Origin of the sequence: Methanoculleus sp. UBA413 (assembly GCF_002502935.1) — an archaeon.
In the GTDB taxonomy this organism is placed as follows: Archaea; Halobacteriota; Methanomicrobia; order Methanomicrobiales; family Methanoculleaceae; genus Methanoculleus; species Methanoculleus bourgensis.
In genome coordinates, this window is the sequence record NZ_DAQR01000090.1 from 1 (window position 1) to 7606 (window position 7606).

A 7606-nucleotide genomic window follows, 5' to 3' on the forward strand; every position below is an offset into this window, starting at 1 on the left:
GACGGCTACGGTCTCTCCTACTTCGACGGCACCCACCTCTACGAGCACGCTCTCCCCGGTCAGCGCTACCATCCCGAGTGGAAGAGTTACATCTTCAATCTCGGGAGAAACGAAGTCCGGTCGTTTCTTGTGAGCAGCGCCCTCTTCTGGCTTGAGCGCTACCATGCGGACGGGTTGCGGGTGGATGCGGTCTCCTCGATGCTCTACCTCGACTACGCCCGGAGCGCCGGGGAATGGGTACCCAACGTCTACGGCGGGAGAGAGAACCTCGAGGCGATAGGGTTCCTCAGGAAGGTGAACGACACGGTTCACGCCAACTACCCTGATGTGCTCGTCATCGCCGAGGAGGCGACCTCCTGGCCGGGGGTGACCGCCCCGACCGCGACCGGGGGGCTCGGGTTCGACCTGAAGTGGAACATGGGCTGGATGCACGATACCCTGGACTATTTCGCGCTCGACCCGGTCTTCCGGAAGTACCGGCCCGACCTCCTCACGTTCAGCATATGGTATGCATTCTCGGAGCGCTACGTTCTCCCCCTCTCGCATGATGAGGTCGTCCACGAGAAGAGTTCGCTCATAGGGAAGATGCCCGGCGACGAGTGGCGGAAGCGGGCAAACCTCCGCCTCCTCCTCGGGTATATGTTCACGCACCCGGGCAAGAAACTCCTCTTCATGGGGGCTGAGCTCGGGCAGTGGTCCGAGTGGAGCCACGATGCCGGGCTTGAGTGGCACCTCCTGAAGTATTCTCCCCACCAGGGGATCCTCCAGTGGGTCGGGGACTTAAACCGCCTCTACCGCCGCCTGCCTGCCCTCCACGAGCGGGACGCCGACCCCGGGGGTTTTGAGTGGGTCGACTTCTCTGATGTGGAGAAGAGTATCGTCAGTTACCTGCGGCGGGGGCATGCGGCCGACGAGGTCGTCCTCGTAGCCTGCAACTGCACCCCGGTGCCACGCTACGGCTACCGGGTCGGTGTTCCGTTCGGGGGGTTCTGGGAGGAAGTGCTCAACAGCGATGCGGTCGAGTACGGCGGGAGCGGTGTCGGAAACATGGGCGGGGTGGAGGCAGAGCAGGTTCCGGCGCACGGCCGGCCGTGGTCGCTCCCGCTCACCCTCCCCCCGCTCGGGGTTGTCATCTTCGCTCCGGAGGGGGTGTGACCGGTGGACCGCGCCATCTGCATCCACGGTCACTTCTACCAGCCGCCGCGGGAGAATCCCTGGCTTGGGGAGGTTGAGGTCCAGCGGTCCGCCGCCCCGTACCACGACTGGAACGAACGGGTGGCAGCGGAGTGTTACGCCCCGAACACCGCCGCACGCATCCTTGATGCGGAGGGCGTGATCGTGGAAGTCGTAAACACCTATTCACGGATCAGTTTCACAGCCGCACCGACGCTTCTCTCCTGGCTGGAGCGGCACCGCCCCGGGGTTTATAAGGCGGTCATCGATGCCGACCTGGAGAGCCGGGAGCGCTACGCCGGCCACGGGTCTGCGATCGCCTCCTGCTACAACCACCTCATCATGCCGCTTGCGACCCGCGAGGACAAGCGGACCCAGATCGCCTGGGGGGTCCGCGACTTTGCGGCAAGGTTCGGCAGGGAGCCTGAAGGGATGTGGCTCCCTGAGACGGCGGTCGATATCGAGTCCCTGGACCTGATGGCCAAGGCCGGGATCAGGTTCACGATCCTCGCCCCCCACCAGGCCGGGAAGGTGCGGGCGATCGGGGCGGATGGTTGGACTGACGTCTCCGGCGGCCGGGTTGAGACACGGATGCCCTACCTCTGCCGTCTCCCCTCGGGCCGGAGCATCGCCGTCTTCTTCTACAACGGTGCCATAGCCCGCGATGTAGCGTTCGGGGACCTACTCTCAGATGGGCGGCGGTTCGCAGGAAGGCTGCTCGGGGCCTTCTCCCGGGGTGGGAAGCGCCCGGAACTTGTGCATATCGCGACCGACGGGGAGACCTACGGTCACCACCGCAAGTTCGGGGAGATGGCGCTCGCCTACTGTCTCCGCGCCATCGAGGCACAGGATGACGCGCGCTTCACGGTCTACGGCGAGTACCTTACCGCCCACCCGCCCACGCACGAGGTCGTCATCCAGGAGAGGACGTCCTGGAGCTGCACCCACGGCGTCGAGCGCTGGCGGCGGGAGTGCGGGTGCCACAGCGGGGCGCATCCCGGGTGGTCGCAAGCCTGGCGCGAACCGCTCAGGGAGGCGGTCGACATGGTCAGGGATGCCCTCGCCCCCAGGTCCGCGGAGGCACTTGAGCGCCTTGTCCACGATCCCCGGGAGGCACGGGACGACGCCGTCGCCCTCATCCTCAACCGGTGGTCCGACGAAGCCGTGGAGGCGTTCTTCTCCCGGCACGCGCCCCGCGACCTTGCCCCCGATGAGCGGCGGCGGATCTTAGCGCTCCTTGAGATGGGGCGGCAGGCGATGCTGATGCAGACGAGTTGCGGCTGGTTCTTCGATGATCTCACGGAGCCGGGGAGCATCCAGGTGATGCGCCACGCGGGCCGCGCGATGGAACTTGTCCGGCAGACGCTCGGGCTTGACCTTGAGCCTGCGTTCATCGAGATCCTCGACCGGGCCCCGGTGAACGATCCCGGGTATGCGACCGGTGCTGCGGTCTATGAAGCCCTAGTCAGGCCGGCGGCGAGGGACCTTGCCCGGGTAGGAGCGAGAAGTGCTCTCTATGAGCTCTTTGGGCTTGAGCCTCCCGCGATGTATGCTGTCGAGGGGGACTGGCGCTACCGGCTGGAGGATGACAGCCGGCGCGGTCGTGCCGGGACCGTCCATGTGCGGTCCCGGGTGACGGGCGAGGAGGCGCTCTACGATCTGATCGCGCTCTTTGCCGGGATAGACCGGGTCCTCCTCGGCGTGCGCGAGCCGGGCGGTGATGAGGTGCTCCGGGCGGCGTGGGAGGAGGTGACGGGTTCCGGCACCATACCGGGAGTCTTTGCCCGGGTCTACACTTCGCCGGATCTCTCGGACGAGGAGCGATGGGCAACCGCCCACCGGGTTCTCCCCGGCATCGGGGAGGCCGCCTCTGCGGTCTACCGTGACGCGGCGGCGCTGATCAGGGTGGCCGAGGATCTCGGTATCCCCGCGCCCGGAGCCGTCATCCGTCTCATGGAGCACGCCTGCAACGAGCGGCTCTGCGCGATGCTTGAAGAGGGGTGCGCCGACCCAGACCGGTTCGGGGTGCTCGCCGGCGAGATGAGGGCAAAGAACCTCAGGCCCGACCTTGCGGCTCTCGGGGAGGCGGCGAGCAGGCGGATCGCACTCTCGATCGGGGAAGCGGCGGACCGGCCCGCCGACCCGGCCCCGCTCGAGGAGGCCGTCCGCATCGCCCGGTGTGCAAAGGTATTTTCGCTGCCACTCTCCTTATGGGAGAGCCAGAATGCCGCAATTGGTATGCTCAGGCATTATGGGGAGATGCAGCGGCGTGCCGGAGAAGGTGATAGGAATGCAGAACGGTGGGCGGAAGCCTTCAGGAGGGCGGCGGCATGCCTCGGCGTGAGGGTGACATAAGGGGGAGCGCGGCATGAACCGGCGGGGCAGCGGGGTTCTCCTCCATATCACATCGCTGCCGTCGGTGTACGGCATCGGCGACCTTGGTCCGGCAGCGCACCGGTTCGTGGACCTCCTTGCCGGGGCGGGGCAACGCTACTGGCAGATTCTCCCCCTCAACCCGACATGCCCGGACCTCGGGAACTCGCCCTACCAGAGCACCTCGGCGTTTGCCGGGAACACCTGGCTCATCAGCCCGGAGCAGATGGTCATCGACGGTCTCCTCGCGCCAGAGGATATCAGGGATCCGCCCGGCTTCCCGGAGGACCGGGTGGACTACCGGGCGGTCATGGACTACAAGAACAGCCTCTTCGACCGGGCGTTCGAGCGGTTCAGGGAGCGGGGTCCGGACTTCCGCTACAAGGAGTTTGCAGCCGGGAACGTCTCGTGGCTTGATGACTACGCTATATTCGTCGCCCTCAGGGAACGGTTCGAGGGGAAGGTCTGGGGCGACTGGCCGCCCAATATCAGGGACCGGCACCAGGACGCCCTGCACGCCTACGGTACCGAACTTGAGGACCGGATCCTCAGGGAGAAGTTCCTCCAGTACGTTTTTGACCGTCAGTGGAAGACGCTCAAGAATCACTGCCGCTCAAGGCACCTCCAGGTCATCGGGGACCTCCCGGTCTACCTCACCTACGACAGCGTCGATATCTGGGCAAACCCGGATCTCTTCAAACTGGATGAGCAGAAGAAACCGATCGTTGTCGCAGGCGTCCCCCCGGATGCCTTCAGCGCGACCGGGCAGCTCTGGGGCAATCCCGTCTACAACTGGGAAGCGCACCAGGAGCAGGGGTTTGCATGGTGGGAGAGCAGGATAGACCGCACCCTCGCCCTCGTCGACCGGGTGCGCCTCGACCATTTCCGGGGGTTTGTGCAGTACTGGGAGGTGCCGGCCGGTGAGACGACCGCAGAGAATGGGCGCTGGGTCGATGCACCCGGCCGGGACTTCTTCACCCTGCTCGCCCGGAGCAGGTCGTGCCTCCCCATCATCGCTGAGGACCTCGGCTACATAACCTCTGATGTCCACGAGATGATGGCCCATTTTGGGTTCCCGGGGATGAAGGTCCTGATCTTCGGCTTCTCCGGCGACGTCGCGCGAAACCCGCACGCGCCCCACAACATCACCGGAGGATGCATCGCCTACACGGGGACGCACGACAACAACACCGTCAGGGGGTGGTTCGAGCACGAGGTCTCGGGCGAACAGAGGGATCTCCTGTTCCGCTACATCGGGGGCTCGTTCGGCGCCGAACATGTGCACCGAATTCTCATCCGCCTGGCGATGCTCTCCCCCGCCGAGACCGTGATTGTCCCGATGCAGGACATCCTCGGTCTTGGCGAAGAGGCGCGGATGAACCGCCCGGGCACGGCCGAGGGAAACTGGGAGTGGCGGCTCCGCCGGGAACAGATGCGGGAGCAGGCCATGCAGGAGTTTTCCGAGGTTACCGGGCTCTACGGGCGGAAGTGAGGGGGCAGGAGGTCGATGGGATTTTGGGGGGTATTGTTCAGGTCGCGCAGCACGAAGCCCGCGGCGTTCCCCTAAATTCCTGACATTCTGGCGACATCACTCCCCTCTCGGATTACCGGTGGATATCGCCTCCGGCAAAGCGGCTCTCGGGGAGAGGGGCTCTCCTTTCCCGGTCACCACCCTCAAAGTGATTCCCACCACGGTCCACCGCACCGGCGATCCCGGGGGACCATCCGGGTCCGACACCCACCTCATCGCGGGTGGGGACGAACGTCAGGACCGGCATAGGGTTTTTCATCATAGCGCAAAACTCCTTACTCCGGAACCCCGCATCTGCCCCACCTCCGTCTCAAAAAGTCACAAAAATTTCCTTTTTTCAGTTATCTCGAATTGTAGGGGAAATACGTAGGCATATATAATAATAAACGCGGACTGTATACTACTAGAAAAGGGGACAGATTTTATGGAGGATTCCATACACGACCAGTTTACCCACATTCCGGAGCGGATCTCCGGTCTCGTCGACCTCGCGTACAACCTCTGGTGGAGCTGGAACCCGGAGGCCCGGGCACTCTTCAAACAGGTGAACCGGCAGGCGTGGAAGGAGAGCATCCATAACCCGGTCCGGATGCTCCGCGAAATACCTGTCGGATTCCTGAAACAGGCGGCTGAGAACCCTGCCTACCTCCGCCGCTACGACATTGTCATGCGCCGGTTCAGGAAGTATATGAGCGCTACCGGAACCTGGTTCTCTGCAGAGCACCCAGACAGTCGCTCACTGACAATCGCCTATTTCTCGGCGGAATACGGGCTTCACCACTCGCTTCCTATCTATGCGGGCGGGCTCGGGTTCCTCGCCGGCGACCACCTCAAAGAGGCGAGCGACCTCGGTCTCCCGATGGTTGCCGTCGGGTTCATGTACTCGCAGGGCTACCTGCACCAGGAGATCAGCCCCGATGGGTGGCAGAAGGACATCAACGAACCGCTCGACCCTGATGCGGCACCCATCACCCGGGTGCTCGATTCGGCCGGCGACCACCTTGTGGTCCGGGTTCCGCACATCGACCCGCCCATCTACGTCGCTGTCTGGAAGGTTCAGGTCGGCAGGATACCGCTCTACCTCCTGGATACCGATATCGACTGCAACGACCCACGGAACCGGGGGATATCATCCCGGCTCTACACAGGAGACCTGGAGCAGCGCCTCCGGCAGGAGATTGTGCTCGGCATCGGCGGCAGGAAGGTGCTCCACGTCCTTGGCGCTGATTATTCGGCGGTGCACCTGAACGAAGGCCATCCGGCGTTTGCGCTGCTTGAGCGGATCCGGGAGCGGGTCGAGCGGGGCATGGAGTTTGATGAGGCGCTCGATGAGGTGCGGGCGACCTCGGTCTTCACATCGCATACGCCTGTCCCCGCAGGACACGATATCTTCCCTATTAACCTCATCGACCGTTACTTCAAGGCCTACTACCCGGCGCTTGGGATCGACCGGAGAGAGTTCCTGCAGCTCGGCGTCCACCCACAGAGCCCCGGTGCAGGCTTCAACATGACCGCGTTTGCCCTGCGTGCATCGGAGCACCATAACGGCGTTTCACGTGCGCACGGAACCGTCACCAGGCAGATGTGGAGATGCCTCTGGCCCGGGACTCCCGAGACGACGGTGCCGATCGACTACGTCACGAACGGCGTCCACGTACCGACCTGGCTGAATCACCGGATGAAAGACCTCTATGACCGGCATATCGGGCCGACCTGCCCGAACTGGCTCTCGGAGCATGACGACCCGGTGGTATGGGAGCTCATCGACGAGATCCCGGATGCCGAACTCTGGTATATCCACACCTGGCTGAAGGCGAAACTCTTCAACCGGATAAGGGAGCAGGAGAGGATCAGGTGGGCGGCGCAGCATCCCGGGGGGGTGCCGGACCCGGCGACCGGCGGGGCGTATCTCAATCCGGATGTGCTCACGATCGGGTTTGCCCGGCGGTTCTCGACCTACAAGCGGGCACACCTTATCTTTGAGGACCTGGAACGGCTGAAACGTATCCTGAACAACCGGTGGTATCCTGTTCAGGTCATCTTCGCCGGCAAGGCCCACCCGGCAGACAACGAAGGAAAGCGGTTACTCCAGAAGATCTACCGCTACACGCAGCAGCCCGAGTTCGGGGGGCGGGTTGCCTTTGTTGAGGATTACAGCGAGAAGGTGGCCCAGTACCTGGTGCATGGCGTCGACGTCTGGCTGAACAACCCGCTGCCCCCGATGGAAGCGAGCGGCACGAGCGGTATGAAGGCGTCGCTGAATGGGGTGCTGAACCTCTCCATCCTTGACGGGTGGTGGGTCGAGGGGTACAACGGCAGAAACGGCTGGGCGTTTGGGAGCGAAACGGCTGCATGCGACGGGAGAGATGCCACCGATGCCGCGGCGATCTACAATCTCCTGGAGAAGGAGGTCGTCCCGCTCTACTACGACCGCTCCGTCGACAACATCCCCCACGGCTGGGTGAAGATGATGAAAGAGTCGATCAAGAGCAACGGCCCCCGGTTCTCGGCCCGCAGGATGGTGAAGGA

5 protein-coding genes are annotated in these 7606 nt (G+C 64.0%); 4 read left to right on the forward strand and 1 reads right to left on the reverse strand.

Going from position 1 to position 7606, the window contains the following annotated elements; translation table 11 throughout:
• The 3 genes from glgB to malQ form a co-directional block, all read left to right on the forward strand.
• On the forward strand, nucleotides 1-1155 hold a 1155-nt coding region (gene glgB, locus BP858_RS07220; protein WP_286879193.1), incomplete at its 5' end, for a 1,4-alpha-glucan branching protein GlgB.
• Nucleotides 1156-1158: 3 nt separating this feature from the next.
• The gene (locus BP858_RS07225) at nucleotides 1159-3528 is read left to right on the forward strand and encodes a DUF3536 domain-containing protein (RefSeq protein WP_286879194.1); all 2370 of its coding nucleotides are present in this window, start codon (nucleotides 1159-1161) and stop codon (nucleotides 3526-3528) included.
• A 13-nt stretch (nucleotides 3529-3541) separates the two neighbouring features.
• Nucleotides 3542-5038, forward strand: coding sequence for a 4-alpha-glucanotransferase (malQ, locus tag BP858_RS07230; protein ID WP_074175408.1), 1497 nt, complete (start codon nucleotides 3542-3544; stop codon nucleotides 5036-5038).
• A 112-nt stretch (nucleotides 5039-5150) separates the two neighbouring features.
• Here malQ and BP858_RS07235 read toward each other — a convergent pair whose 3' ends face one another.
• Nucleotides 5151-5339 (reverse strand): hypothetical protein, encoded by a 189-nt coding sequence (locus BP858_RS07235; protein WP_062265528.1) that lies wholly within the window; start codon nucleotides 5337-5339, stop codon nucleotides 5151-5153.
• Nucleotides 5340-5501: 162 nt separating this feature from the next.
• On the opposite strand from BP858_RS07235, the gene glgP reads away from it, so the two are divergent.
• Nucleotides 5502-7606, forward strand: a 2105-nt coding sequence (gene glgP / locus BP858_RS07240; RefSeq protein ID WP_286879195.1) for an alpha-glucan family phosphorylase, incomplete at its 3' end; no start/stop codon positions are given.

Excerpts from the sequence above, each read along its gene's own strand:
- malQ (WP_074175408.1), top strand. The coding sequence starts at position 3,542 with ATGAACCGGCGGGGCAGCGGGGTTCTCCTCCATATCACATCGCTGCCG.
- BP858_RS07235 (WP_062265528.1), bottom strand. The coding sequence starts at position 5,339 with ATGATGAAAAACCCTATGCCGGTCCTGACGTTCGTCCCCACCCGCGAT.